12 protein-coding genes are annotated in these 12096 nt (G+C 72.5%); 8 read left to right on the top strand and 4 right to left on the bottom strand.

The genetic code is table 11. The features are described from left to right. From AC069K_RS35290 to AC069K_RS35275, 4 genes are all read right to left on the bottom strand, one after another. Positions 1-188, bottom strand: a 188-nt coding sequence (locus tag AC069K_RS35290) for a hypothetical protein (protein WP_478622868.1), incomplete at its 3' end; no start/stop codon positions are given. Between the two features lie 251 nt (positions 189-439). Continuing rightward, the gene (locus tag AC069K_RS35285; protein WP_365113514.1) at positions 440-1099 is read right to left on the bottom strand and encodes a response regulator transcription factor; all 660 of its coding nucleotides are present in this window, start codon (positions 1097-1099) and stop codon (positions 440-442) included. 404 nt (positions 1100-1503) lie between these two features. Further along, positions 1504-2811 (bottom strand): sensor histidine kinase, encoded by a 1308-nt coding sequence (locus tag AC069K_RS35280; RefSeq protein ID WP_478622873.1) that lies wholly within the window; start codon positions 2809-2811, stop codon positions 1504-1506. A gap of 376 nt (positions 2812-3187) precedes the next feature. Then, positions 3188-4429 carry a sensor histidine kinase gene (locus AC069K_RS35275; protein ID WP_365113506.1) on the bottom strand — a complete coding sequence of 414 codons (1242 nt, stop codon included), beginning with the start codon at positions 4427-4429 and terminating at the stop codon, positions 3188-3190. 325 nt (positions 4430-4754) lie between these two features. Between AC069K_RS35275 and AC069K_RS35270 the strand changes: the two genes are divergently transcribed. The 8 genes from AC069K_RS35270 to AC069K_RS35235 are packed head-to-tail and all read left to right on the top strand — an operon-like array spanning position 4755 to position 12088. Further along, the gene (locus tag AC069K_RS35270; RefSeq protein WP_190092168.1) at positions 4755-5153 is read left to right on the top strand and encodes an NADH-quinone oxidoreductase subunit A; all 399 of its coding nucleotides are present in this window, start codon (positions 4755-4757) and stop codon (positions 5151-5153) included. Continuing rightward, the gene (locus AC069K_RS35265; RefSeq protein WP_478622865.1) at positions 5144-5968 is read left to right on the top strand and encodes an NADH-quinone oxidoreductase subunit B; all 825 of its coding nucleotides are present in this window, start codon (positions 5144-5146) and stop codon (positions 5966-5968) included. Before AC069K_RS35270 ends, AC069K_RS35265 begins: the two co-directional genes overlap by 10 nt. Next, positions 5965-7386, top strand: a complete 1422-nt coding sequence (locus tag AC069K_RS35260) for an NADH-quinone oxidoreductase subunit C (RefSeq protein WP_478622863.1) — start codon at positions 5965-5967, stop codon at positions 7384-7386. Before AC069K_RS35265 ends, AC069K_RS35260 begins: the two co-directional genes overlap by 4 nt. Continuing rightward, the gene (locus tag AC069K_RS35255; protein WP_478622861.1) at positions 7383-8351 is read left to right on the top strand and encodes a complex I subunit 1/NuoH family protein; all 969 of its coding nucleotides are present in this window, start codon (positions 7383-7385) and stop codon (positions 8349-8351) included. The genes AC069K_RS35260 and AC069K_RS35255 overlap by 4 nt, the downstream gene beginning before the upstream one ends. Further along, positions 8351-9112: a NuoI/complex I 23 kDa subunit family protein gene (locus AC069K_RS35250; protein WP_478622859.1), complete on the top strand. Its 762-nt coding sequence runs from the start codon at positions 8351-8353 to the stop codon at positions 9110-9112. The genes AC069K_RS35255 and AC069K_RS35250 overlap by 1 nt, the downstream gene beginning before the upstream one ends. Then, entirely contained in the window at positions 9109-9732 is a 624-nt protein-coding gene (locus AC069K_RS35245) for an NADH-quinone oxidoreductase subunit J family protein (RefSeq protein WP_478622857.1), read from the top strand. The genes AC069K_RS35250 and AC069K_RS35245 overlap by 4 nt, the downstream gene beginning before the upstream one ends. Next, positions 9732-10091: an NADH-quinone oxidoreductase subunit NuoK gene (gene nuoK, locus AC069K_RS35240; protein ID WP_358834925.1), complete on the top strand. Its 360-nt coding sequence runs from the start codon at positions 9732-9734 to the stop codon at positions 10089-10091. The genes AC069K_RS35245 and nuoK overlap by 1 nt, the downstream gene beginning before the upstream one ends. Further along, a complete protein-coding gene (locus tag AC069K_RS35235; protein ID WP_478622855.1) occupies positions 10088-12088 on the top strand; it encodes an NADH-quinone oxidoreductase subunit 5 family protein in 2001 nt (666 codons plus the stop codon). Before nuoK ends, AC069K_RS35235 begins: the two co-directional genes overlap by 4 nt. Positions 12089-12096: the final 8 nt, after the last annotated feature.

The following is a 12096-nucleotide window of genomic DNA, read 5'->3' as shown; positions in this document are numbered from 1 at the left end:
GAAGCAGTCTCCGACGTGAACCGGTCACCCGTGAGCTGCATACCATCACCCGAATCACCCGCAAAACGAATGACCACCCGATCGAGGCGCTTGACCTCTTTTCGGCCCCCGGGTTTGCGCTGCTCGCCGACGACGGCCTCTTCGGCCCCGTCTGCCTGCTCGGCTGACGTACTGACCTGGCTGGTCACTGAACTGGACCTCCCTGGGACGGGCTGCTCGGGCGCGCCCGGAGAACCGGTCGCTCCAAAGTCCACCCTACGTCGGTAAGGGTCGCCTTCCCTGGATTCAGTCCATCCTGGACGCCCTCGTAAGATGGTCCAATGCCCCGGTTTGTCATATTTCAGTCGCCCCCCGGCTCCGTCTGCTGAGACGCCCCTCGCTCGGTCTTTGGTTGTAGGCCCGTCACCCCGCCCGTTTGATCTGACAGGGTGTCAGGTGTTCAGGAATTGAGATAGGTCAGCACCGCGAGTACCCGGCGGTGGTCGCCGTCACTTGGGGAGAGACCCAGTTTCAGGAAGATGTTGCTCACGTGCTTCTCGACGGCGCCGTCGCTCACGACCAGCTGTTTCGCGATCGCGTTGTTGGTACGCCCCTCGGCCATCAGGCCGAGGACCTCGCGCTCGCGCGGCGTGAGCCCGGCCAGGACGTCCTGCTTGCGGCTGCGGCCGAGCAGCTGGGCCACCACCTCGGGATCCAGGGCGGTGCCGCCCTGGGCGACCCTGACGACGGCGTCCACGAACTCCCTCACCTCGGCGACGCGGTCCTTGAGCAGATAACCGACACCGCGGCTGGAACCGGCCAGAAGTTCGGTGGCGTACTGCTCCTCCACGTACTGCGACAGCACGAGTACCCCGATGTCGGGGTACAGCTTGCGCAGCAGCACCGCGGCGCGCACGCCCTCGTCGGTGTGGGTCGGCGGCATCCGTACGTCCGCGACGACCACGTCCGGCAGCGCGTTCTGGTCGGCGAGCTCGCCGACGGTCTTGACCAGCGCGTCTCCGTCGCCGACCCCGGCGACGACGTCGTGCCCCCGGTCGGTCAGCAGACGGGTCAGCCCCTCCCGAAGCAGTACCGAATCCTCGGCGATGACGACCCGCACTCTGTCCTCCACGATCTGCAGCCCCCCGGCTGAATAGTGCTCGACCGCACCCACCGAACGGCGGTGCGCACGTCCAGCATCCCAGCATCCGGACCGGCCCGGGGGGAATCGGGGGGCGGGGTGTGTGTACGGGGCGGCGCTGGGCAGGGCGCGCAGTCTTTGCGCCCGGGGACTCGGGCCCGAGCGGGACTCGTGGGCTGCGGCAGCCCCCTCAGGGGCGCGGGGAACTGCGCGAACAGGTCCCACCGTCCCGCGGACTCACGCGAAACGAGGCGGCGCAGGGGTGCAGGGGGCGCGGCCCCCGCTACGGAGCCCCGGGGGCGCACCCCCGGAAACCTGGGGACGCGCCCCCGGAGGGTTGGGGGAAGGGCCGGGGAGGAGCCACCCACCCCCCTCGGTACGGGCTACGCCCGCCACGGCAACTCCGCCGTCACCGCCGTGGGCCCCCCACGAGGCGAATCCACCACCAGAATCCCGTCCACCGCGTCCAGCCGCTCCGCGAGCCCCGCCAGCCCGGACCCGCCGGACACCGACGCCCCGCCCCGCCCGTTGTCCGTGACCTGCACCATCAGCCGGTCCTGCGCCAGCCACACATCGACGCCCGCCCGGCTCGCCCCACTGTGCTTGCTCACGTTCTGGAGCAGCTCCGAGACGGTGAAGTACGCGATCCCCTCGATCGCCGGCACCGGCCGCCCCGGCAGATCCACCTCGACGTGCACCGGCACCGTGCACCGGGAGGCGACCGAGGACAGGGCCGCGTCCAGACCGCGGTCGGTCAGGACCGCGGGGTGGATGCCCCGGGCCAGGTCGCGCAGCTCCTGGAGCGCCACCTTCACCTCACCGTGCGCCGAGTCCACCATCCGCGCCGCCGCCTGCGGATCCTCGGTCAGCTTCTCCTTGGCCAGCCCCAGATCCATGGCGAGGGCGACCAGCCGCGCCTGCGCCCCGTCGTGCAGATCCCGCTCGATGCGCCGCAGGTCAGCCGCGGAGGCGTCCACGACCACGCCCCGGTCGGACTCCAGCTCCACCACGCGCTCCTCCAGCCGCGACGGCCCGAGCAGCCCGAAGAGCAGCCCCCGGTCCACGTACGCGAAGCCCCGGATGATCCACGGCACGGCCAGGGTGAGGACCAGCCCGACCAGCACGGTCAGAGTCATCTCGAACGGCGAGTCCAGATAGAAGTCGTGCGTCCCGTCCCCGTACAGCTGGATGCCGTCCTGCCCGACATACGTGGGGAACACCCACTGCCACAGCGGGTACGTCAGCAGGCCCCACCCGTTCACCCACAGCGTCAGCGAGACGACGAAGGCGAAGACCGCCCAGGGGAAGTGCAGTACCGAGTACAGCAGGTGACGCCACGACACCCCGCTCTTGAGGACCGCCCCGACCCACGCCATTCCGCTCCTGGCCCGTACGGGCTGCGGCGCCGGCACGTCCACGCCGAGCAGCATCCGCGCCCGGCCGCGCTCCATCGCGCCGAAGGCCCGGCAGACGATCAGGCCGACCGCGAGCAGCGGGATGCCGAGGAACGTCACCAGCAGCCCGGCGCTCAGGGACAGCATCACGATGCCCCAGGTGAACATGACGATGCTGATCGGCAGGCTGAGCAGCAGATAGCCGAACTCACGGAACGTCCGGGCCTCCAGCGGCGCGCGCAGCGCCGGCGGAAGGAAGTGCTGCCGCGCAGGCCGCCGCCCGTACTCCGTCTCCATGATCATCGGTCCATCCGTTTCGTTTCACTGCCGTACGCGATGTCACCGGTGCGCGCGTCGCCGCGCGGTGGGGTGTGGTCGCGTTCTCGTACGTACGAGTCTGCTGGCCACGGCCACGACGGACCATGGAGCGGGTCACCGTCTCGAACGGGGGGTTTTCCCTACCCCACGGCGCCCCACGGGCCCCAGGGCCGAGAACGGCCGCGCGACCGACCGGCGAGCAGGCGCGGAACGCCGCACGGAACGCCGCACGGCCGACCGGCCCGCAGACCGTGAACGGCTTCCCGCGGACCGCCCCGCCCGACGCGTACGCCGACCGACGCGTACGCCGACCGGCGCGTACGCCCACCGACGCGCGCGCCGCCCGGCCCGCCCCCTACTCCTTCGGCCCCCGGGCCCTCCACGGCAGCTCCGCCGTCACGACGGTCGGGCCGCCCACGGGGGAGTCGAGCACGAACAGCCCGTCCACCGCGCCCAGCCGCTCGGCGAGCCCCGCCATGCCCGTACCGCCGTCGATCCGCGCGCCCCCGCGCCCGTCGTCCTCGACCTGGATGAGCAGCCGGTCGCCCGACCGCCACACCTCCACCGAGGCCGTACGCGCGCCGCTGTGCTTGCTGATGTTCTGGAGCAGCTCGGAGACGGTGAAGTACGCGATGCCCTCGATCGCCGCCGCGGGCCGCTCCCGTACGTCCACGGTCACCCGCACCGGCACCGTGCACCGTGAGGCGACCGACGACAGGGCGGCGTCCAGACCGCGGTCGGTGAGGACCGCCGGGTGGATGCCGCGGGCCAGGTCGCGCAGCTCCTGGAGGGCGAGCTTGACCTCGCCGTGCGCCTCGTCGACCATCGCCGCCACCGTCTCGTCGGCCTGGCCCTCCAGGAGCTTCTCCTTGGCGAGGCCGAGCCCCATGGCGAGGGCGACCAGCCGGGCCTGGGCGCCGTCGTGCAGATCGCGTTCGATCCGGCGCAGATCCGCCGCCGCCGTGTCCACGACGACTCCGCGGTCCGACTCCAGCTCGGCGATCCGCTTCTCCAGCTCGTCCGAGGGCGACAGCAGCCCCCGCACCATGGCCCGGTCGGCGTTGGTGAGCACCCGGGCGACGAACCCGAGGACCGGCCACGCCACGAAGAGGCTGACCGTCGTCACGGCGAAGGTCAGCACGCCCCACGGCAGCCGGATGAACTCGTACAGCACGTTCCGCCAGCCCACCGGGTCCTTCAGGCTCGTCCACAGCCAGCGCATCGCCCCACCGCGCGCCCCCCGGCGCAGCGCCCGCGCCGGGATCGGGGTGGGTTCCTCGATCCGTACGCCGAGCAGCGCGCGCGCCCGCGCGCGTTCCAGCTTGCCCAGCTGGCGGGCGCCGACCAGCCCGACCGCGAGCAGCGGCAGGCCGATCACCGTGACGGAGAGCCCGGCGCCGGTGAAGACCAGCACCACCACGTACACGAAGCCGATGAGCGCCATCGGCAGATTGGTGAGGAGGTGCGTGATCTCCTTCCACGTCTGCCGGTCGTAGGCGAACCGCGCGGGCGGCAGCCTCTCGTCGTCGTACGGCTCGGCGTACGGCTCGTGGTACGGCTCGTTCTGCGGCTTGCCGTACGGGAAGGTGCTGGTCATGAGGCAAGCCTGCCGGGCCGGGGGGCCCGGCGCCATGGGGTCCGTACGCCGGTTTCGCCTGGGGAAAACCCCACCCCCGAGGTGGTCCGGGCAGGCGCGGGGTCGCGCGCGCCCGCGTGCGGGGGGCGCGCCCCGGGTCGTGTTCCCGTCATCGCCCGGTCGTCCTCCGGACACCAGGACCGCGCGCTTCCGGACGCCTCCGCCCGGGCGGCAGGTGTGCAACCTGCGTGAGACACCTGCTTACGCCGTCCTTAGCAGGGCCTAGACTCCCGTGCGTACAGATCGTCGAACAGACTGCAACGAGGTCAGGAAGCGAGGGGCGGACGTGCCGGAACCGACCGTACGCCAGCTGTCCGCGGACTACTTCCACAGCTATTCGGTCGTCGGACTGCTCGCCGTCGTCGGCGTGCTCTTCGTCGCCGTGGCCTTCGGGGCCGGACGTCTGCTGCGGCCGGTGGTCCCGACGCCGGAGAAGCTGCTCACGTACGAATGCGGAGTGGATCCCGTCGGCGAGGGCTGGGCGCACACCCAAGTGCGCTACTACGTCTACGCCTTCCTCTACGTGATCTTCGCCGTCGACTCGATCTTCCTCTTCCCGTGGGCGACGGTCTTCGCCGCCCCCGGATTCGGCGCGGCCACGCTGGTCGAGATGTTCATCTTCCTCGGCTTCCTGGCCGTGGGACTGCTCTACGCATGGAAGAAGGGCGTCCTCGAATGGACGTGACGACTCCGGTCCCCCGGTTCCTGCCCACGCCGACCGTGGCCGAAAACGGCGCCCCGGTGCCCGTGGCGGCGCCCGCCGGGGCGTCGGCCGTGCGGGGCCAGCGCCTGGGCGTGCTCTCGCGCCTGGCACCCGAGCCGATGAAGGTGGTCCTCAACTGGGGCCGCCGTTACAGCCTCTGGGTGTTCAACTTCGGACTCGCCTGCTGCGCCATCGAGTTCATCGCGGCCTCGATGGCCCGCCACGACTTCATCCGGCTCGGCGTGATCCCCTTCGCGCCGGGCCCGCGCCAGGCCGACCTCATGATCGTCTCCGGCACGGTGACGGACAAGATGGCCCCGGCGGTGAAGCGGCTGTACGAGCAGATGCCCGAGCCGAAGTACGTCATCTCCTTCGGCGCCTGCTCCAACTGCGGCGGCCCCTACTGGGACTCGTACTCGGTGACCAAGGGCGTCGACCAGATCATCCCGGTCGACGTCTACGTCCCTGGCTGCCCGCCGCGTCCCGAGGCGCTCCTCCAGGGCATCCTCAAGCTCCAGGAGAAGATCGCCCGCGAGTCCCTGAGCGAGCGCTACGCCACGCAGGCATCCCCGGCGCAGCTGACGAGCGGGCTGGTGAGGGCCCCGGAAGCCCCGGGGGCGTCGGGGGCTTCGGGGGCGGCGGGCGCCGGTTCCATCGGCGGGGCTGCTGGGTCTGCTGGGACTGCCCCTGCTGGGACTGGATCTGCTGAGTCCGGTGGGACCAGCGGGACCGGTGGGACTGGCCAGGCCGGTGGGGCTGCCGAGGGTGACACGCCGACCCCGGGGGCCGCGCAGTGACCACCACCGCGTACGACCGTCTGCCCGAGGCCGTCACGGAGATCTTCGGCGAGGAGGCCACCGCCGAGCAGGCGTACGGCCTGCTCACCGTGGACGTCCCCGCCGCCTCCTGGACCGCTGCGCTGGAGACCGCCCGCACCACGCTGGGCTGCACGTACTTCGACTGGCTCAGCGCCGTCGACGAGCCGGGCACCGGCTTCCGCGTCTGCGCGCACGTCGTCTCCCTCGCGGACCGCCGCGTCCGCCGCCTCCTCGTCCGTACGACCGTGCCGCACACCGCCCCCGTCCTGGCCTCCGCCGTGGACGTGTACGCGGGCGCCGCCTGGCACGAGCGCGAGACGCACGAGATGTTCGGCGTCACCTTCGAGGGTCACCCGAACCTGGTCCCCCTCCTCCTCCCCGAGGGCTTCGAGGGCCACCCCCTGCGCAAGGACTTCGTCCTCGCGGCGCGGGTCGCCAAGGCGTGGCCGGGCGCGAAGGAGCCGGGCGAGTCGGAGCACGGCGGCCCCAAGCGCCGCCAGATGCTCCCGCCGGGCGTCCCCGACCCGAACGAGTGGGGCCCCCTGAAGGGCCAGCTCCCGCCCGCCCCCGCCCGCACCCCGCGCGCCGCCGGCGACCGCCCGGTCCGCCGCACCCGTACGGTCACGGAGGGCTCCGCGTCCCAGACGACCGCCCCCGCGACGGCCGAGGGCACGACCCCACCCGTACGCCGCGCCCGCAGCGCGTCCCAGGGCTCGGCGTCCCAGGCTTCCCCCGCGACGGAGACCCCGGAGACCGCCGCCCCGGCCCCGGAGGCCCCGCCCGTCCGCCCGCGCCGCGCCCGCAGCGCGTCGGAGGGCTCGGCCTCGCAGGCTTCCCCCGCGACGGAGACCCCGGAAACCAGCGCCCCGGCCGCGGAGGCCGGTGCTTCGGCCCCGGAGGCCCCGCCCGGCCGCCCGCGCCGCGCCCGCAGCGCGTCGGAGGGCTCGGCGTCCCAAGCCCAGCCGCCCGCTCGGCCGGACGCCGCCGCGCCGCCGCGTACCCGCAGCACGGACGCCCCGTGGAACAACCCGCGCCCGGCGTTCGACGACGCGCCCGCGACCCCGGCCGCGCCGGACCGCACGGCCCCGACACCCCCGGCCGAGCCGCAGTCGGAGCAGCAGCCGCAGTCGGAGCAGCAGTCGGAGTCGGAGCAGCCGCCGCAGCCGCAGCGGCGGTCGGAGTCGGAGCCGCCCGCGGAGCGGGAGACCGGCACCGGACCCGGCTCGCCGGAAGGCACCCCGGACGCCGACCCCACCGCGCGCCCGACGACCGAACCCAGGACCGGTACGAAGTCCGACCTCGACGCCGACACCGACGCCGACGCCGATCCCGGCCTCGGCCCCGATCCCGCCCGCGACCCTGAGTCCGACACCCCCGCCGGAGGCGAACCCGCGTGAACGACGCACTCGACGTCGCCCTCCGGCTCCTCGTCGTCTTCGCCGTGTTCCTCGTCCTGCCCCTCGTCATCGGGCAGACCGAGCACAAGGTCATGGCCCATATGCAGGGCCGCCTCGGCCCCATGTACGCCGGCGGCTTCCACGGCTGGGCCCAGCTCGTCGCGGACGGCGTGAAGTTCGCGCAGAAGGAGGACGTGGTCCCGGCCGACGCCGACCGCCGCGTCTTCCAGCTCGCCCCCGCCGTCGCCCTGCTCCCGTACCTCCTCGTCCTGGTCGCGATCCCCATCGGCCCGGGCGAGGGCGCCGTCGGCCAGGTGGTCGACGCGGGCATCTTCTTCGTCCTCGCCGTCATGGGCGTCGGCGTACTCGGCTCGCTCATGGCCGGCTGGGCCTCGGCGAACAAGTTCTCCCTCCTCGGCGGACTGCGCACCGCCGCCCAGCTCCTCGCGTACGAGCTGCCGATGCTGCTCGCCGCCGCCTCCGTGGCGATGGCGGCCGGTACGGTCTCCCTCCCCGGCATCCTCCATGCCTTCGAGTGGTGGTGGCTGCCCTGGCAGATCATCGGCGCCCTGGTCTTCTTCACCGCCGGCCTCGCCGAACTCCAGCGCCCGCCCTTCGACATGCCCGTCGCCGACTCCGAGATCATCTTCGGCGCGTACACCGAGTACACGGGCCTGCGCTTCGCCCTCTTCCTCCTCGCCGAGTACGCCGGGATCGTCGTCCTGTGCGGCCTCACCGCCGTCCTGTTCCTGGGCGGCTGGCACGGCCCCTTCGGCGCGGAGGGGCTCGGCTGGGTGTGGACGCTCCTCAAGACCGCGCTCCTCGCCTTCGTCGTCATCTGGCTCCGCGTCAGCTATCCCCGGCTCCGCGAGGACCAGCTCCAGAAGCTCGCCTGGACCACGCTCATCCCGCTCGCTCTCGCGCAGATCGCGCTCACCGGCATCGTGAAGGTGGCGATCAACTGATGGCTGCGCCGCTCCCGCCCGCCCGGCCCCGCATCCCGGGGTCCGGCCTGGCCAAGGGCCTCGCCGTGACCCTCCGCACGATGACCAAGAAGACGGTCACCGCGCAGTACCCGGACGCCCAGCCCGAACTCCCGCCCCGCAGCCGCGGAGTGATCGGCCTGTTCGAGGAGAACTGCACGGTCTGCATGCTCTGCGCCCGTGAGTGCCCCGACTGGTGCATCTACATCGACTCCCACAAGGAGACGATCCCGGCCGCCGCCCCCGGGGGCCGCGAGCGCAGCCGCAACGTCCTCGACCGCTTCGCCATCGACTTCTCCCTCTGCATGTACTGCGGTATCTGCATCGAGGTGTGTCCTTTCGACGCGCTGTTCTGGTCGCCCGAGTTCGAGTACGCGGAGACGGACATCCACGAGCTCACCCACGAGCGCGACAAGCTCCGCGACTGGATGTGGACCGTCCCGGCCCCGCCCGCCCTCGACCCGGCGGCCGAGGAGCCGAAGGAGATCGCCGCGGCCCGCAAGGCAGCCGAGAAGCTCGCGGCGGCAGAAGCAGCGGAGTCCGCAACAGCCACCGGGTCCGCCGGGGCCACCGGGTCCGCCGGGGCCACCGGAGCCGCCGGGGTTGCTTCGGCCACGCCTGGCACTCCGGCAACGCCCGGCACTCCGGCAACGCCCGGCACTCGGGTCACGCCCGGCACCCCGCCCGCGCCCGGCACCCCCGCCACCGACCCCACCCCCGACACCGAGGAGGGCCCGGCATGATGCTCCTCGCGGGCGGTCACCACCCGGTGCACCACAGCTTCCTCTCCCCGACCGGCGTCGAGATCGCGTTCCTCCTCGTCGGCCTGGTCACCTTCGGCGCCGCCATCCTCACGGTCACGACCAAGCAGCTGGTCCACGCCGCCCTCTGGCTGGTCGTGGCCCTCGGTGGCATCGCCGTCGAGTACCTCCTGCTCACCGCGGAGTTCATCGCCTGGGTGCAGGTACTGATCTACGTCGGTTCCGTCGTCGTCCTCCTCCTGTTCGGACTGATGCTCACCAGGGCGCCGATCGGCCGCTCCCCGGACGCCGACTCGGGCAACCGGTGGGTCGCCCTCCTCGTCGCCCTGGCCGCCGCCTGCTCCCTGCTCTGGGTCGTCGTGGACGCCTTCCGTACGACCTGGGTCAACCTCGACGGCCCCGGCCAGGGCTCGACCAAGGTCTCCGGCACGATCCTGTTCCGCCACTGGGTGCTGCCGTTCGAAGCGCTCTCCGTCCTCCTTCTCGCCGCCCTGGTCGGCGCGATCGTCATGTCCCGCAAGAACGGCGACGCGAGCGGTGCCGCCGGGAACGCCCCCGGGAACGCCCGCGGGAGCGCCCGCGGAGACAAGGAGCAGCGCTGATGCACCTGATCTATCCGGCCGTGCTGGCGATCCTCCTGTTCTGCACCGGGGTGTACGGAGTGCTCGCGCGCCGCAACGCGATCCTCGTCCTGATGTCCGTCGAGCTGATGCTCAACGCCGTCAACCTCAACCTCGTCGCCTTCGACGTCTGGCTGCGCGACACCCTCCACGCCGGCCAGGCGCTGACCCTGTTCACCATCGCCATCGCCGCCGCCGAGATCGGCATCGGCCTGGCGATCGTCCTGGCGGTGTACCGCAACCGGGGCACCGCGGACATCGACAAGCTCCGCGACAGCGCCGAGGGCTCCGGTCCCGACGACCCCGCCGCCCCGGCACAGAAGGCTGAGGCAGCCGCGTGACCACCACGACCCTCGCCGTCCTCGTCCCCCTCCTTCCGTTCCTGGGCGCGGCCGCCGGACTCCTGCTGGGCCGCACCGCCCCCGGTTACGTACGCCCGCTGGCCGTGCTGCCGACGCTGGCCGCGTTCGTCCTGGCCGTCGTCGTCGCCGTGGACCAGGGCGGCGGCAAGTCGATCGACGCCTCCCGGCGCCTCACCCCGACCGGATCCGTCCCCATCGACCTCGCCCTGCACCTCGACGGCTTCGCCGTCCTGGTCGCCGTGCTGGTTGGCCTGGTGGCGACCTGCGTGCAGCTGTACTCGACCGGCTACCTGCGCGACGACCCGCGCTACCCCTCGTACGCCGCTCTCGTCTCCCTCTTCACCTCCGCGATGCTGCTCGTCGTCTACTCCGGCGACCTGATGGTGCTGCTGGTCGGCTGGGAGATCATGGGCATCTGCTCGTACTTCCTGGTCGGCCACTACTGGGAGACCCCCGAGGCCCGAGCCGCCTCCCTGAAGGCCTTCCTGGTCACCAAGCTCGGTGACGTCCCCTTCCTCATCGGTCTGTTCGCGCTGGCCACCGACGCCGGTACGTTCCGGATCACCGGGGTCGTCCAGGCCGCCCTCACCGGCGGGATCGACCACCCCACGCTGATCGCGCTGCTGCTCCTCGCCGGAGTGGCGGGCAAGTCCGCGCAGTTCCCCCTGCACACCTGGCTGCCCGACGCGATGGCGGGCCCGACCCCCGTCTCCGCGCTGATCCACGCCGCGACGATGGTCGCCGCCGGCGTCTACTTCGTGGCCCGGCTCCTCCCGGTCTTCGCGTCCTCGGCGGCCGCGCTGACCGTCCTCGCCGTGATGGCCGCCGTCACGATGGTCGGCTCCGCCCTGGCCGCCCTCGCCCAGGACGACATCAAGCGCGTCCTCGCGTACTCCACGATCGGTCAGCTCGGTTACATGTCCGGCGCCCTGGCCGTCGGCGACCGCGGCGCCGCCGTCTTCCACCTCCTGTCGCACGGCGCCTTCAAGGCGCTGCTGTTCCTCGCCGCCGGCGTGATCATCCACGCGGCCGGCACCAACTCGCTGTCCGCCATGTCCCGCATGGACGGCCTCGCCCGGCGCATCCCCGACGCGTACTGGACGATGACCGTCGCCCTGCTCGCGCTCTCCGCGATCCCTCCCTTCGCCGGCTTCTTCTCCAAGGAAGCCGTCCTGTCGGCCGCCGAGCACACCGCGGTCGGCGACAGCGCCATCGCCCCGCAGGGCGCCGGCTGGATCGTGCTGATCGCCGGGCTGCTCACCGCCCTGCTCACCGCCGCGTACGCCGCCCGTCTGTGGCTGATGGCCTTCCGCGGCAAGGGCGCCCCGGCCCCCGACCACGGCCGCCAGCCCATCGCCATGAACGCCGTGCTGTGGGTGCTGGCCGTCCCGTCGCTCGCCTTCGGTCTGACCACCGGCTACCTCGACGACTGGTTCGACGGGCACGCCCTCACCCCGGCCCTGACCACCTCGGTGCTCTCCACCGGGGTCGCCCTGGTCGGCGGACTCGTCACGTACGCCACCTGGCGGCACACCAGCGCCCTCGCCGCGCGCACCCCGATCGGCGCGGTCGCCGCCCACCCGGAGGCGGACGGAGGCCTTGTCGAGGAGGAGGCCATCGCCAGCCACGAACCGGCCTACGGCGACATCGCCTCGGCGCAGGACCCGGCCGACCCGGGCCGGCTGCTGCTGGGCCCGCTGCACCGCCACGCGGCCACCGGCTTCCACCTCGACGCGGTCTACCGGACGCTGTTCGTCCGCCCCGTGCTCGCCGCCGCATCCCTGGTCCGCTTCCTGGACCGCGAGGTCGTCGACACCTACGTACAGGGCGCGGGCGCCGTGCCGCGCTGGCTGGGCCGGGCCGTCCGCAAGGCCCAGACCGGCAATGTGCAGACCTATCTCAGCGCGCTGCTCGCGGGCTCCGCCGTCTTGGCGCTCGTCGCCGTCGTCCTTGCCAACGCCAACGCCGGATCGTGAGCCGTGAT

It is taken from the genome of Streptomyces sp. NPDC043908 (assembly GCF_056435525.1).
Note: the sequence above shows the minus strand (reverse complement) of the source record. Positions and strands in the feature narration are given on the sequence as shown.

Excerpts from the sequence above, each read along its gene's own strand:
- AC069K_RS35280 (WP_478622873.1), bottom strand. The coding sequence starts at position 2,811 with ATGGAGACGGAGTACGGGCGGCGGCCTGCGCGGCAGCACTTCCTTCCG.
- AC069K_RS35275 (WP_365113506.1), bottom strand. The coding sequence starts at position 4,429 with ATGACCAGCACCTTCCCGTACGGCAAGCCGCAGAACGAGCCGTACCAC.
- AC069K_RS35265 (WP_478622865.1), top strand. The coding sequence starts at position 5,144 with ATGGACGTGACGACTCCGGTCCCCCGGTTCCTGCCCACGCCGACCGTG.
- AC069K_RS35250 (WP_478622859.1), top strand. The coding sequence starts at position 8,351 with ATGGCTGCGCCGCTCCCGCCCGCCCGGCCCCGCATCCCGGGGTCCGGC.
- AC069K_RS35245 (WP_478622857.1), top strand. The coding sequence starts at position 9,109 with ATGATGCTCCTCGCGGGCGGTCACCACCCGGTGCACCACAGCTTCCTC.
- nuoK (WP_358834925.1), top strand. The coding sequence starts at position 9,732 with ATGCACCTGATCTATCCGGCCGTGCTGGCGATCCTCCTGTTCTGCACC.